The following is a 12626-nucleotide window of genomic DNA, read 5'->3' on the forward strand; positions in this document are numbered from 1 at the left end:
TGACGGAAGTGAACATCTTGGCAGGCGGGGCTTCATGAAGCGTGGCCTAACCCGGCCGTGCCCTCACACGACGGGCAGGGCGGGCAGGCGGTCGAAGCCCTGCGGCACGAACAGGCTCCCCTCGGTCGTCCCCTGGCCGGAGAGGGCGCGCAGGCGGGCTTCCAGCGCGGACGTGCCAAGGTCGCCCGCCAGGAAAGCGCGGTGCAGGCGAATCACCTCGCGCACCTGATCCGGCGTCTCATGGACGAATTCGAGGCGGAAGTCGCGCAGGCCCGCCACCAGCCAGCCCGTCAGGTGGGCGCCCGCCACCTGCGGACGGCCCTCGAACACGGTGTTGCGGCAGCCCACGTCGGCCATGACGGGGTGCTCGAAGCCGCGCTCGTCGCGCAGGGCGACCCGGTGCGACTCGCAGGGGTGGCCGCAGTTGGTGTGGTCGGTGCCCCCCGACAGGAAGCGGCAGAAGACGCAGTGCTCGGTGTGGAAGACGGGGAGGTGCTGGTAGGCGATGACCTCCAGCCGCCCGGGGCCCACCAGCCCGGCGAGGTCGGTGATCTGGGCGGCGTTGAGATCGTGCGTGGGCGTGACGCGCTCCAGCCCGAGCCCCAGCAGCGCGCGGGTGGTGAGGACGTTGGCCGCGTTGAGGCTGAAGTCGCCCGTGAGGAGCGGCAGCTCCGGCGTGCCCTGCAAGCCCTCCAGCAGCCCACCCGAGCGCACCAGCACCTCCGCGTTCAGCGACAGCAGGAACCGCTGGAGGTTTTGCTCGGTCGGCTTGAGGATGCGCGGGCTGGCGACGCGCACGGGAATGCCCGCCTCCCGCACCCGCTCCACGCTGGGCTTCAGGCCGTACAGCTCCAGGTAGTCGAGGGTGATGGAGTCGGGGCGTTCCTCGATCGCGGCGTCGAGTTGCCCGGGGGTGCGGACGAGGACGTGGAGGCGGGGGGGCAGGTCGTGAGCGTTGGGTTGAGGAGCTGCGGTCTCCCGTAATGCCTCGGCCAGCCGTGTTTGAATCCGCCGCCCGGGAGCCTGTCCGCGCAGGGCGGTGAGCCCCTCGACCGCCTCCCGCCGCAGCGCGTTGAGCCCCGAGACGGGGAGGAACCCGGCCCCGGCGAGGTCGGCGCTCAGGCCCGCGAGGTGATAGCCCGTGCCGCCCAGCCTGCCGAGTTGCTCGGCCAGGGTCGCCTCGTCCAGCGCGCGGTTGCGGGCGGGCGGGAGGGGCGTGTCGAGGGTCGCCGTGACATGGCGCCCCTGCTCGTCCGTGAGGGTGAGGGCGGGCACCTCCCCCACATGGCCCCGGAAGTGGGCGGTGACGGGACGGGTGTACACCGGGTCCTGCGCTTCGAGGAGGGGCCTCACACGGGCGGAGAGGGAGGGGTCGTGCGTGCGCCACACCGGGTCACCCACCCGCACCCGCGCCGGGTCCACCGCGCCGCGCCCGAAGCGGAGTTCGGCACTCTCCCCCGCCCGGACCGTCTCGACCTGCCGCCCGCGCTGCCACAGGCCGTACAGGAAGCCGCCCTCCTCGCGGCCCTCGGGCGTGCGCCAGTTGGCGGGGTCGAAGACGAGGCCGTCGCCGGGCCTGACCTCTCCGGACAGCTCGACGAGGACGCCGCGCTCGGTCACGCCCCGCACGGTGCCCACCCGCACGCCCCGGTGCCTGGGCGCCCGGCCCCGCACGACGGTCTGGTGGTTCGTCCCGCCCAGGAAGTGGGGGCCCAGGCCGCGCGAGTACACCTGCTCCAGATCGCGCTCCTCCTGAGGGCTCACGCTCAGGGGCAACCCCGCCCACGCCTCGTCCACGGCCTTGCGGTAGGCGGAGGTGGTCAGGGCCACGAAGTCGGCGTCCTTGTAGCGGCCCTCGATCTTCAGGCAGCTCACGCCCGCCCCGATGAGGTCGGGCACCTGATGGAGGGCGTAGAGGTCGCCGGGCGAGAGCAGGTAGCGCGCGTCGCCGAGGTCGCGGTGAACGCCGTCCACCAGCATCTCGTAGGGGAGGCGGCAGGCCTGGGCACACTGGCCGCGGTTCGCGCTTCTCCCGCCCCACGCCTCGGAGGAGAAGCACTGCCCCGAGTAGCTGACGCACAGGGCGCCGTGGACGAAGGTTTCGAGTTCGAGGTCCGTCTGGGAGGCGATGCGCCCGATGTCCCGCAGGGAGAGTTCGCGCCCGAGGACCACCCGGCTCGCCCCGAAGCGGCGGGCGAGTTCGGCCCCCTCGGCGGAGGTGATGCTCATCTGCGTGGAGCCGTGGATGGGGAGGTCGGGGCAGATCTCGTGCGCCAGCCGCGCCACTCCCAGATCCTGCACGATGATCGCGTCCACCCCCGACTCGGCGAGGTGGATGAGCTGTGACTCGGCCTCACGCAGCTCGCGGTCGAAGACGAGCACGTTGAAGGTGACGAAGCCCATCACCCCACGCTCGTGCAGCGCCCGCATGATGTCGGGCAGTTCCTCATTGGTGAAGCCCACCTTCGCCCGCGCGTGGAAGGCCTCCACGCCGAAAAAAACCGCGTCGGCCCCCGCCTCCACGGCGGCGCGGAGCTGGGGCCAGCCTCCCACGGGACTCATGACTTCGGGTTTCACGCGCGCGCGGCGCCGGGCAACGTCGGGCATAACGCGCCAGTCTAGCCGACCGTCGCGGGGGCGAGCGTGAGGCAGGCAACGGGGGCGGGGCTGCGGCGAAGGGACGAGGCTCGCCCGGCCCGGTTGGACTCTGCCTTTCGGCTCCACGGGTCCACCCCCGAGGCGGGGACAGGAGTTCCCCACTCCCGCATGAACTTTCCGGCTCCCCTCTCGGCGAAGCGGGCTGAACCGTGGAGCGGCTTGCAAAGGGGTCGGTCCTCACGGGAACGGATCACCCCGGACCTCGCGCCAGCCCTGGAACGGCGGAACCTCAGCCCACCCGCTCGGCCTGGGACGCTCCGACCCAGGGCGTGACCGGGTGGTTCGCCCGCACGAGCAGCACCGGCACGGGCGAGTGGTGCGCCACCCCCTCCGCCACGCTGCCGAGGAGGGCGCGGCTCAGGCCGCTGCGCCCGTGGGTGCTCATCACGATCAGGCGGATGTTCTCCTCGCGCGCCACCGCCAGGATGACGCCCGGCACGGGGCGTCCGGCGGCCCGCTCCACCCGCACCCGGGCGCCGGGCACGCGGGCGGCGAGCCCCTCCTCGGCCTCCCGCCGCTCCGCGAGCAGGTCCTCCGGGCTCACGGGCGGCAGGTAGGCGATCCCGTCCGCCACGGCGGGGAGGGGATCGGGCAGCACGAGCAGCGCGCACAGCTCCGCCCCCAGTCCGCCGGCGAGCGCCTGTGCGTGGGCGAGGGCGTGGTCACCGAGCGCGCTGGTGTCGGTGGTCACGAGCAGGGTGGGCCGGGCCGTTCCTTCGTCGGGGGGCATGGGGCGAGCGTAGGAGCGAGCCGTTACCGGGGAGTTACCACCCGCTCCGGGAAGCACCGCCCGCCGCTCCGACCGGTCGCCGTGGCGACTAGGACAGCGCCCGCAACCCCTCCCCCGCCCGGTACTCGCAGACCGTGGGGGGTTCGTCGCCGTCCGGCAGCGGGGGCAACGCGCCCCTCTCGTTCAGGTCGAGCAGGTGGTCGAGCACCTGCTGGAAGGGCTCAACCCCGTCGGCGTCCACGGCGGGTTTGGCGACGACGGCGGCGGCCCCATACGTCTCGGCCGAGGGGGTGGTCTGCCGCCGCAGCACGAAGCGCACCCCCTCGGGCCCGGTCTCCATCGTGAGGTCGAGGCTGGGCCCGAGGCGGGTGGCGTAGGCGGCGAGGGTGGCCTTCGCCATCCGCTCGAACTGTTCGGGGGAAACGTCCACGGCGTCAGGGTAGAGGCGGGTTCGTGCCCGCCGCCCTGGCTTTTTCTTCACCCTCGCGGACCAGGGCCGGGACGCCGCCGGGGTAGGCGCTCGCCTCCAGGCCGTCCGCCTGAAGGTAGCGCGCGGCCAGCCCCGAACGCGCGCCCCGCTCGCAGACCACGACGAGGGGGCCGAGGTCGGGGCTCAGCCCGTGCGTGCCGTCCTCGATGGCGTCCAGGGAGACGGCGCGCACCGGGAGGGGGGTCAAACGCTCCAGGGGCTCACGCTGCCGCAGGTCCTCGGGCCGCAGGTCGAGGACGGTCACGCCGCCGGGGAGGGGCATGGGGCGAGTCTACCCCGCCGTTGCCCGCACCATTGGGGGCGCGGCCCTGGGCTATCCTGGCCCCATGAGGGAAGTCACACCCGAAGAGGGGCAGAAGATGGTGCAGGAGGGGGCGCTCCTCGTGGACGTGCGCGAGGGGCACGAGTACGAGGAGGTCCACGCCGAGGGCGCTCGGCTCATGCCCCTCAGCGAGTTCGAGGCCCGCTCCGGGGAACTGCCGAAAGACCGCCCCCTGGTGATGATCTGCCGCAGCGGGGCCCGCAGCGCCCGCGCCGGGCAGTACCTGCTCGACCACGGGTACACCGACGTGGTGAATCTGGGCGGCGGCACGCTGGCCTGGGCGGAGAACGGTCTGCCCACCGAAGGAGGGAAGGGCTGATGGACGACACGAAGAGCGACACGGCGAACACCAACGTCACCGCACCGGACGCGACCCCGGAGGGCCTGCCCAGCGAGGCGCAGGTTCTCGAAGCCCTCAAGGTCGTCAAGGACCCCGAAATTCCCGTCAACGTCGTGGACCTCGGGCTGATCTACGGGGTGGACATCGGCGAGGGCGGCGTCGTGGAGATCACCATGACCCTCACGAGCGTGGGCTGCCCGGTGCAGGACCTGATCCGCGCCGACGCCGAGATGGCCGTCGGCCGCCTCGACGGGGTGAGCGAGGTCAACGTCGAGTTCGTCTGGACGCCGCCGTGGGGTCCGGACAAGATGACGGAGGACGGCAAGCGCCAGATGCGGATGTTCGGCTTCAGCGTCTAGCCCCGCTTCGTCACGTCGGGAGCTGCCGGGGGCCATCAGGACCTCACTTCACCCTCTTCCAGAAAGAAGGCGATGTCCGTCTCGTAAGCCTCTGGATTCGGGGTATCCGGAACGCTCTTCACGTAGAACTCGGCGGTCACACCGGTGATGCTCAGCCCCCGCCGGAGGGCTTCCTCCACCACGGCGGAGTACGCGGCCCCCGTCTGGTCGTAGGGTCCCACGAAACGCCCGACGAAGGCCCTGCCCCCCCCGAATGTCCTGACCTCAATGCGCCCGTGAGGCTCCGCTCTCCCCGCAACGGGCAGACAGACCTCGACGAGACTGCCTTCGCCACGGTCGTCGTTGTCATGCACGAAGAAGCTCGGGGCGTCACTCTGGTAGCCCCGGGCCTTCATGTACATCGTCAGTTCACGCAGCGCTTCGGGAATGACCTCGTAATGGGGTGGCTGGAGACGTGTGCGGATGCTCAGGGTCTGGCGGGCGGGCAGGTGCTCGACGCGGTAGTCCATAGGGGCCTCCTGAAGCAGGGTGCGCAGGTGCAGCAGCGACCGCTGTCGGTCGTCGATTTCGGCGCTCAGCCGTTGTTCGTGACGAAGCAACACCTCCCTCGCATGGTCGGGACGGTCGAGGATCAGCCGGATGTCGTCGATGGGCAGCCCCAGTTCACGCCAACGGCGGATCCGGACGGCTCGCTCGATCTGGGCGACGCCGTAGGACCGGTAGCCCGTGGATTCGTCGACGGACTCGGGGCACAACAGGCCGATCTCGTCGTAGTACCGCAGGGTTTTCGGGGACAGGCCGGTCAGGACGGCGAAGCGGGAGATGATTAGGCGACCTCGCATCTTCAGGCACGCTAAGCGTTCCAGCGACGGGAGAGTCAAGTCCCCACTCGACCGTGGGGGGACGAGAGCCTGCCAGGGGAACTCGGCGTACCGTGCCCGGTCACCAACACGAGAACAGACGCCCCAGTTCCATGCCGAGGCGTCTGTTCTTGCTGAGCGCTGATCGCTGACGGCTGAAAGCCCTCAGTCGCTCTGGCTGCGCGCGATCCCCAGCACGTTCAGGAGCTGCGCGAGCGCCATCGCGAAGCCCGCGACGTAGGTCAGGGCGGCGGCGGTCAGCACGGCCTTCGCGCCCTGGCTCTCGCGCCCGGCGACGATGCCGCGCCCGTTCAGGTAGGCGAGCGCCCGGCGGCTGGCGTCAAACTCGACGGGCAGGGTGACCAGGTGGAAGAGCAGCGCCCCCGCGAAGAGGATCACCCCGAGCCACAGCAGGCCGGTGAGTTGCAAGAAGACGCCCGCGAGCAGCAGCAGCGGCGCGAGGTTCATGCCCAGGCTCAGCGGCACGGCGAGGCGCCCGCGCAGCACCAGGGCGGGCATCCGCACCTTGTCCTGAACGGCGTGCCCGACCTCGTGGGCGGCGACCGCCAGGGCCGAGACGCTGGGGACGTGGTAATTGGCCTCCGAGAGGTTCACCGTCTTGCGCATGGGGTCGTAGTGATCGGTCAGGTTGCCGGGGACCACGTTGACGGGCACGTGTGAAAGGCCGTTCTCGTCGAGCATCAGGCGGGCCACCTGCGCGCCGGTCATGTTGTGCGTGTTGCGCACGCGCCCCCACTGGCCGTAGGTCCGGCTGAGGTACCCCTGGATCAGCAGCGAGGCGACGAAAATGACGATGATCAGTAGTGTGTACGGGCCGAAGATCATAGCTGGTCTTCCTCCTGACCCGCATCTTAGCGTCCGCCACTCAAGTTTCGTGAGGGTGAGATCAAGGGGATTGAGCTGGGGAGGCCTCAGCCCGCCGTGTCCTGTCGCCGCAGGGCCAAGACGGTGAAGGTCACGGCGGTCCGCTCCTCCTCGGCCAGGTCGAGCTTGACGAAGGCGGGCTGCGCGGTGAGGTCGAGGCCGTCGCCGACGAGGTAGCCGCGCGCAATCGCCAGCGCCTTGACCGCCTGATTCACGGCGGCGGGTCCGATGGCCTGGAGTTCCACCCGGCCCTGCGAACGCAGCAGGGCCGCCACCGCCCCGGCGACCGCATTGGGCCGGGATTTACCGGACACGCGCAGGGTTTCCACGGGTTGGGTTGCCTCCAGGGTCAGACTATTAATGGTTCTAAATGTACTCTCATTTTAAGGGCCCATCAATTCCCAGCCCGTCAGTTAGGGGGGTCCCCCCGTCGGGGGCATCGGCGGGTGGGGGGCTGGGCTGTTGCCGGGGACAGCAACGGGAGGTCACCCAGCGCCGTTCCAGACAGGAAGGAGCAGGATAGACCCATGACCGACCCAGCGCAGCTCATGCTCTCGATTCTGGACGGGGAAGTCGTGGTGTCACAGCTTCCTCCCGGGTCTCCCCTGCCGGGCTGGGCCACCTCCGGGGACCTCTGGGCGGTGGTGGGGGCGCCGGGCGAGATCAGCGTGGTGACGGCGGCGGGGAACGTGCCGAGCCCGCCCCCCGCTGGCCTGCGCGTGGAGGCCGGTTGGGTGGCCTTGCGGCTCCACGGCCCCTTCCCCTTCCACCTCACCGGGATTCTCGCGGCGGTGCTGAACCCCTTGAGGGACGCGGGCGTGGGCATCTTCACCCTGTCCACCTTCGACACCGACTATGTGCTGGTCAAGCGAGAGCGGCTGGCCGAGGCCGTCTCGGCGCTGCGGGCGGCGGGGCACAGGGTCGGGGAGGGCTGACTACCGCGCCTTGAGTTCCGTCCAGATGCGGTCGTAGAGCCGGGTCGTGGTGCCGCGCGGCAGTTCGTTGATGAACTCCACCCGGCCCGAGGAGAAGTCCTCGGCGGTGGGGTTGAACGCCCGTTGCGACCGCAAGAAGGGGTCGAGCAGGGGCTGAGCCTTCGCGTTCGGGTTGCCGTAGTAGGTGTAGTTGCTGATCGCCGCGCTGACCTCGGGGTCGAGGACGAAATCCACGAAGCGGCGGGCGAGGGCCGGATTGGGGCTGCTCCGCAACAGGACGAGGGTGTCGGTGCTGATCGTGGTGCCCTCGCGCGGCAGAAAGACCTTGAGGTTGGGGTCCTCGGCGGCGCCTTGCAACAGGTCACCCACGTAAATCTGGCCGAGATCGATGCTCCCCGCGAGCAGCTTGTTGCGTATCTCGGGGCCGCCGCTGAAGGACTCGAAGCCGCGTTTGGCGACGGTGCGGCGCAGGAGGTCGCGGGCGGCGCGCAGTTCCTCGACTTCGGAGCTGTTGACCGAGTAGCCCAGGGACTTGAGGGCCGCCCCGATCACCTCGCGGGGGTCGTCGAGGAGGGCGAAACGCACCGTGTCCGTGGGGCCGAAGATCAGGCTCCAGCTTTCCTGCGGGGGCGTGTAGCGTTTCGCGTTGAAGGCGAGGCCGGTCGCCGCGTACTGGTAGGGCACGGTGTACGTGTTGCCGGGGTCGAAGTTGGGGTTGAGGAACCCGGCGGCGATGTTGCCGAAGTTCCCCAGCAACTCCTTCCGCATAGGTTGAAGCAATCCAGCCCGCACCATCGTCTGCACCACGTAGTTGCTCGGCGTGGCGAGGTCGTAGGCGGCCCCGCCCCCTTGCAGCTTGGCGAGCATGGCCTCGTTGCTCTCGAAGGTGTCGATGACCACCCGCACGCCCTCGTGCCGCTCGAAGTCCTCCACCACCTCGGGGTCGATGTAGTCCGACCACATGAAGATGCGCAGGGTACGGCCGTCGTTCCGGGCGGTCGGGGTGGAAGTGGCGCCCGTGTCCTCCGGTTCGACGCGGCGACAGGCCGTCAGACAGAGGAGAGCAGCAATGAGGAGGAGCGCCCTCTTCATGCTCGCCCCCGGCGCGGCCTCAGAATCGCGTTCCCGACGAGGATGGCGACCACCGTGAACAGCACGAGCAGGGTACTCAGCGCGTTGATGTCGGGCGTCACGCCGCGCCGCACCGACGTGTAGATCACGACGGGCAGGGTGCGGAAGCCCGAGCCGCTCGTGAAGTAGGTGACCACGAAGTCGTCCAGGCTGAGGGTGAAGGCGAGGAGGGCCCCGGCCAGTACCCCCGGCAGCGCGAGGGGCAGAATCACCCGCAGGAAGGACTGCACGCCGTTCGCCCCCAGGTCGCGCGCCGCCTCCTCCAGCTCCGGGCCGTACCCGGCGAGGCGCGAGCGGACGGTCAGGGCGACGTAGCTGATCTGGAAGGTGACGTGCGCGAGCATCACCGTCCAGAAGCCGTTGTCGAAGGTCCAGCCGGTGAGTTCGAGGCCGCTGCGGACGAGCGCGTAGAACATCAGCAGGCTGACGCCCATCACCACGTCGGGGATCACGATGGGCAGCACGAGCAGGAAGGTGAGCCCTGTGCGGAAGCGGAAGGAGTAGCGCCACAGCCCCAGGCCGACGAGGGTGCCCAGGACCGTGCTGATGACCGTGCTGCTCAGGGCGACGAGGAGCGTGTTCCCCAGCGCCTCCCGCACGTCCGACCGGGCGGCGAGCACCCCGTACCACCGCAGGGTAAAGCCCTCCCACGTCGCCCCGAAGCGAGAGTCGTTGAAGGAAAAGACGATCAGGACGAGGATGGGCAGGTAGAGGAAGGCGAAGACCATCCAGGCCCAGGCGGAAAGGAGGGGGTGAGTGCGCCTGCGGGGCGTCGGGGCCGATACGCCTCCCGCCCGCTGTTCCGTGTCTTCTGCGCGTTGCAGGTCCACTCGCTGAGTCACACCAACTCCTCCAACCCCTTCTGACCCGCCGTCCGCGCGTAGAGCCACAGCCCGAGGAGCACCACGCCCATCAGCAGGAAGCTCAGCGCCGAGCCGTAGGGCCAGTCGCCCGCCTGCCCGAACTGGTTCTGGATGAGGTTGCCGATCAGGGCCGTCTTCGCCCCGCCGAGAATGTCGCTGACGACAAAGGTGCCCAGCGCGGGGATGAAGGTCAGCAGCAGCCCCGCGACGAGGCCGGGGAGCGTCTGCGGGAACACGGCGGCGAAAAAGGCGCGTACCGGGCTTGCCCCGAGGTCCTGCGCCGCCTCCAGGAGTCGCCAGTCCACCTTCTCGGCGCTGGCGTACACGGGCAGCACGAAGAAGGGCAGGAAGGCGTAGACCATCCCCAGAAAGGTGGCGGTGAGACTCGGCACGAGGTCGAAGGGCCGCAGAATCAGAATCCAGGCATAGACCCGGATCAGGAAGTTCGTCCAGAAGGGGATGATCAGCAAGAGCAGCAACAGATTCTTGCGTCGCGCGTCCTGCCGGGCGATGTAGAAGGCGAGGGGGTAGCCCATCAGGACGCAGAGCAGGGTGCTTGCCCCCGCGATCCACAGGCTACGGCCCAGCACCCGCAGGTTGTCCGTCACCCACTCCTGAAAGAGGGCGTCGTACCCGAAGACGCGACCCCAATTCTCCAGCGTCCACGGCGGCCCCACCTGCGCGAGGTCCGTGCGGGTCAGCAGCGAGTACCCCAGCATGACGAGCAGCGGCACGACGAGAAAGGCGACGAGCCAGAGCGTGCCGGGCCCGAGGGTGGCGAGGAAGCGGCGGAGGGTCAGCATGGGGGCCCTTCGGGCGCGTATGGCGTGTCGCTTGTGGCTTGTGGAGCGGAGCGAGGAGGACATGTAAGGGCGCAAGGCTTTCCTTCTACAGGCCACCCGCCATGCGCCACCCGCGCCCTCACCCTTCCTCCAGGATCACCAGGTTCTCCGGCGGCAAGTACAGCGCGACCTCTTCCTCATAGTCGAAGTCCTCGTCCGCGCCGATGTCGGCGTTGAGCTGGAAGACGACGAGGCGCTGGCCGTTGGCCTCCAGCAGGTACTGATTCTCGGCCCCGGTGTACACGATGTCGTCCACGCGGGCGCGTATTTCGTTGCCCTCGGTTTCATCGTCGCGCTCCATCCGCAGCTTCTCGGGGCGGATGCTGAGGGTGACCTCGCGCCCGACGGGGATACCCGCGCCGTAACGCGTCCGCAGGGGGCCGTGGGGCGTCTGGACGACGGCGCCGCCCGGTCCAGCCTCGCGCACCGTGCCGGGGATGAGGTTGCTCTGGCCCAGGAAGTTCGCCACGAAGGCGGTGCGGGGGCGCTCGTACAACTCCTCGGCGCGGCCCAGTTGCTCAATGCGGCCCCGGTTCATGACGGCGATGCGGTCGCTCATCACCAGCGCCTCCTCCTGGTCGTGGGTGACGAAGACGAAGGTGATGCCCAGCGTTTCCTGAAGGTTGGAGAGTTCGACCTGAAGTTCCTTGCGCAGCTTGAGGTCGAGGGCCGAGAGCGGCTCGTCAAGCAGAAGAACCTCCGGCTCGTTCACGATGGCGCGGGCGAGGGCCACCCGTTGCCGCTGCCCGCCGGAAAGCTGGTCGGGGCGGCGGGGGGCGAATTCAGCGATGCGGACGGTCTCCAGCGCGCGGCCCACCCGCTCGCGTACCTGGGCGGGAGGGACACGCTTTTGCCGCAGTCCGAAGGCCACGTTGTCGAACACGGTCATATGCGGGAAGAGCGCATAGCTCTGAAACACGGTGTTGACCGGACGGCGGTGCGGCGGCACGCCCGTCATGTCCCGCCCGCCGATCAGGACGGCCCCCGCGTCGGCGTCCTCGAAGCCCGCCAGGATGCGCAACAGCGTGGTCTTGCCGCAGCCCGAGGGACCGAGCAGGCTGAAGAACTCGCCCCTTCGGATGTCGAGGTCGATGTCGTCCAGCACGCGCGTCTCGCCGCCCGACGGCCCGCGAAAGCTCTTGAACACGTCCACGACGCTGACGGCGGCGTCGGCGGAAAGCTCGCGCGTGCGCTTGCCTTTGAAAACGACCCCGGTTATGGGCGGGCCCTCTGCATAGACATACAGGGGGAATTGTAGGGGAAGGGGACGGGGGTGTGGCGTGCCGGTCTCGACGAGATCAGGGCATTTCCCCCGACTGATCCCGCCCGTGCCATGCTGTCCCCATGTGGGGTGGGCAAGTCTGAAGTCGGTTCCCGTGCGGAGCTGGCGGGCACCGGAGTGCGGCGGGCTCGACCTGCTGCACGGCACCTTCACCACCCACGCCTTCTCCCGGCACACGCACGAGACGTACAGCATCGGCCTGCTGGGGCACGGGGCGATGGCCTTCGCGTGTCGGGGCGGAATGCACACCCTGCACCCGGGAATGATCGGCGTGATCCACCCGGACGAGGTGCACACCGGGCACGCGGCGGGCGAGGACGGCTGGACCTACCGCAACCTGCACCCGGACGCGGCGCTCCTTGAGGGCGTCCTGGCCGAACTCGGCGAGCGCCGCCCATTCCTGCCCCGGCTGCCCGTCGTGATCGACGATGCGCCCCTCGCCCACGCCCTCGTCACCGCGCACCGGGCCTTCGAGGAGCCCGCCTCCAGCCTGGCGCGGGAATCGCTGCTGCACGGCGCGCTGGGGAGCCTGATCACCCGCCATGCCCAGCGTTCTCCGAACCCTCCCAACCCCGGGCGGGAACACACCGCGCTGGGCCGCGTCCGGGCCGTGCTGGAGGACGAGTACGCGCGCAACGTCACCCTGGACGAACTCGCGCGGCTCGCGGGGCTGAACGCCTTCACCCTGCTGCGCGCCTTTCGCCGGGCCTACGGGCTGCCGCCGCACGCCTACCAGCTCCAGGTGCGGTTGCGGCACGCCCGTCGTCTGTTGCGGGAGGGTGAGACGCCCGCGCAGGCCGCTCTCCACACGGGTTTCGCCGACCAGAGCCACCTCGGCAGGCACTTCCGGCGCACCTTCGGCGTCACGCCCGACGGGTACCGCCGGGGGGCGTCAAGAACGTTCTAGACCCGGCAGGAGGCGCCGACCT

General features: G+C 69.9%; 15 protein-coding genes. 4 read left to right on the forward strand and 11 right to left on the reverse strand.

The window, feature by feature from the left end; all coding sequences use genetic code 11:
- Nucleotides 1-63: 63 nt before the first annotated feature.
- The 4 genes from IC605_RS21045 to IC605_RS21060 form a co-directional block, all read right to left on the reverse strand.
- Nucleotides 64-2607: a U32 family peptidase gene (locus IC605_RS21045; RefSeq protein ID WP_425514235.1), complete on the reverse strand. Its 2544-nt coding sequence runs from the start codon at nucleotides 2605-2607 to the stop codon at nucleotides 64-66.
- Nucleotides 2608-2887: 280 nt separating this feature from the next.
- Nucleotides 2888-3388 carry a universal stress protein gene (locus IC605_RS21050; protein ID WP_216328642.1) on the reverse strand — a complete coding sequence of 167 codons (501 nt, stop codon included), beginning with the start codon at nucleotides 3386-3388 and terminating at the stop codon, nucleotides 2888-2890.
- Nucleotides 3389-3476: 88 nt separating this feature from the next.
- Nucleotides 3477-3818, reverse strand: coding sequence for a hypothetical protein (locus tag IC605_RS21055; RefSeq protein WP_216328644.1), 342 nt, complete (start codon nucleotides 3816-3818; stop codon nucleotides 3477-3479).
- Between the two features lie 4 nt (nucleotides 3819-3822).
- The gene (locus IC605_RS21060; RefSeq protein WP_216328646.1) at nucleotides 3823-4140 is read right to left on the reverse strand and encodes a rhodanese-like domain-containing protein; all 318 of its coding nucleotides are present in this window, start codon (nucleotides 4138-4140) and stop codon (nucleotides 3823-3825) included.
- Between the two features lie 64 nt (nucleotides 4141-4204).
- Here IC605_RS21060 and IC605_RS24865 point away from each other — a divergent pair, with 64 nt between their 5' ends.
- Nucleotides 4205-4519: a rhodanese-like domain-containing protein gene (locus tag IC605_RS24865; protein ID WP_246581132.1), complete on the forward strand. Its 315-nt coding sequence runs from the start codon at nucleotides 4205-4207 to the stop codon at nucleotides 4517-4519.
- Complete coding sequence (locus IC605_RS21070; RefSeq protein ID WP_246581133.1) at nucleotides 4519-4899, forward strand: metal-sulfur cluster assembly factor; 381 nt, start codon at nucleotides 4519-4521, stop codon at nucleotides 4897-4899. The genes IC605_RS24865 and IC605_RS21070 overlap by 1 nt, the downstream gene beginning before the upstream one ends.
- Nucleotides 4900-4934: 35 nt before the next feature.
- Here IC605_RS21070 and IC605_RS21075 read toward each other — a convergent pair whose 3' ends face one another.
- The 3 genes from IC605_RS21075 to IC605_RS21085 form a co-directional block, all read right to left on the reverse strand.
- On the reverse strand, nucleotides 4935-5741 hold the full coding sequence (locus IC605_RS21075; protein WP_216328649.1) for a MerR family transcriptional regulator: 807 nt from the start codon (nucleotides 5739-5741) through the stop codon (nucleotides 4935-4937).
- A gap of 183 nt (nucleotides 5742-5924) precedes the next feature.
- Nucleotides 5925-6605 carry a zinc metallopeptidase gene (locus IC605_RS21080; protein WP_216328651.1) on the reverse strand — a complete coding sequence of 227 codons (681 nt, stop codon included), beginning with the start codon at nucleotides 6603-6605 and terminating at the stop codon, nucleotides 5925-5927.
- Between the two features lie 86 nt (nucleotides 6606-6691).
- On the reverse strand, nucleotides 6692-6973 hold the full coding sequence (locus IC605_RS21085; protein ID WP_216328653.1) for a stage V sporulation protein S: 282 nt from the start codon (nucleotides 6971-6973) through the stop codon (nucleotides 6692-6694).
- Between the two features lie 198 nt (nucleotides 6974-7171).
- Between IC605_RS21085 and IC605_RS21090 the strand changes: the two genes are divergently transcribed.
- A complete protein-coding gene (locus IC605_RS21090) occupies nucleotides 7172-7579 on the forward strand; it encodes an ACT domain-containing protein (protein WP_216328655.1) in 408 nt (135 codons plus the stop codon).
- On the opposite strand, the gene IC605_RS21095 is transcribed toward IC605_RS21090, so the two are convergent.
- The 4 genes from IC605_RS21095 to IC605_RS21110 form a co-directional block, all read right to left on the reverse strand.
- Complete coding sequence (locus tag IC605_RS21095) at nucleotides 7580-8671, reverse strand: polyamine ABC transporter substrate-binding protein (protein ID WP_216328658.1); 1092 nt, start codon at nucleotides 8669-8671, stop codon at nucleotides 7580-7582. It abuts the gene before it with no gap.
- The gene (locus IC605_RS21100; protein ID WP_216328660.1) at nucleotides 8668-9438 is read right to left on the reverse strand and encodes an ABC transporter permease; all 771 of its coding nucleotides are present in this window, start codon (nucleotides 9436-9438) and stop codon (nucleotides 8668-8670) included. Before IC605_RS21100 ends, IC605_RS21095 begins: the two co-directional genes overlap by 4 nt.
- Nucleotides 9439-9548: 110 nt before the next feature.
- Entirely contained in the window at nucleotides 9549-10376 is an 828-nt protein-coding gene (locus IC605_RS21105) for an ABC transporter permease (RefSeq protein WP_216328662.1), read from the reverse strand.
- 118 nt (nucleotides 10377-10494) lie between these two features.
- Nucleotides 10495-11562: an ABC transporter ATP-binding protein gene (locus IC605_RS21110; RefSeq protein WP_343216682.1), complete on the reverse strand. Its 1068-nt coding sequence runs from the start codon at nucleotides 11560-11562 to the stop codon at nucleotides 10495-10497.
- A 229-nt stretch (nucleotides 11563-11791) separates the two neighbouring features.
- Here IC605_RS21110 and IC605_RS21115 point away from each other — a divergent pair, with 229 nt between their 5' ends.
- On the forward strand, nucleotides 11792-12604 hold the full coding sequence (locus IC605_RS21115) for an AraC family transcriptional regulator (RefSeq protein ID WP_216328664.1): 813 nt from the start codon (nucleotides 11792-11794) through the stop codon (nucleotides 12602-12604).
- Nucleotides 12605-12626: the final 22 nt, after the last annotated feature.

It is taken from the genome of Deinococcus aestuarii, assembly GCF_018863415.1.
Taxonomy (GTDB): Bacteria; Deinococcota; Deinococci; order Deinococcales; family Deinococcaceae; genus Deinococcus; species Deinococcus aestuarii.